The sequence below is a fragment of the Acetomicrobium sp. S15 = DSM 107314 genome, from assembly GCF_016125955.1.
GTDB classification, from domain to species: Bacteria; Synergistota; Synergistia; order Synergistales; family Thermosynergistaceae; genus Thermosynergistes; species Thermosynergistes pyruvativorans.
Genome location: NZ_JADEVE010000280.1, coordinates 1 through 567 on the forward strand (window position 1 = coordinate 1; position 567 = coordinate 567).

Consider the following 567-nt stretch of genomic DNA (forward strand, 5'->3'; position numbering starts at 1 on the left):
AAAGTTTTTTCTGGTGCAAATGATAGCAACATAAGATTTCGTGATTTGAGAAAACTTCTGTTGGAATATGGTTTTTGTGAACGAATTAAAGGTGATCACCGTGGACGTATCGGAGATCATGAAAGGGTGTGGCTCTATACATTGCATGACGGCCTTTTTGAGTCGTGATTCCATATAGGCGTTAAGTTTAACTTAAAGGAGAGGTGTGACGTGAGTTCAGCCGTGTGCTCTTCCGATCTACAGGATCGCAGGAGCCTGGGATTGGATCAAGGAGAAGGCCTCCAGTGTCGTGGGCTGGTTCGGTGGAATTCCAGAGATGATAGCTAATGCCCTCGCAGGCGTAGGAGAGTCGATGTGGTCTCCGTTCAGCTGGGCCTCGGACAGGATCGCAGGAGCCTGGGATTGTGATCGGTAGAGCGTCGGGTAGGGAGAGAGTGTTCCCGAGAGCATATGAACTCTTAAGACAGGTAGACCCGGCTATCGCCGACGTGTTAAACGCCGAGTTGAAGCGAGAGCGCGAAGGGATTGAGTTGATCGCCTCCGAAAACGTGGTCTCGCCTGCTGTGC

At 50.6% G+C, this 567-nt stretch carries 2 protein-coding genes; both read left to right on the forward strand.

What is annotated here, in order from left to right; all coding sequences use genetic code 11:
* Positions 1 to 67 precede the first annotated feature (67 nt).
* Positions 68 to 178, forward strand: a complete 111-nt coding sequence (locus tag EZM41_RS14210; RefSeq protein WP_198470648.1) for an arginine deiminase family protein — start codon at positions 68 to 70, stop codon at positions 176 to 178.
* Positions 179 to 289: 111 nt separating this feature from the next.
* Positions 290 to 415, forward strand: a complete 126-nt coding sequence (locus EZM41_RS14215; RefSeq protein WP_269778889.1) for a hypothetical protein — start codon at positions 290 to 292, stop codon at positions 413 to 415.
* Positions 416 to 567: the final 152 nt, after the last annotated feature.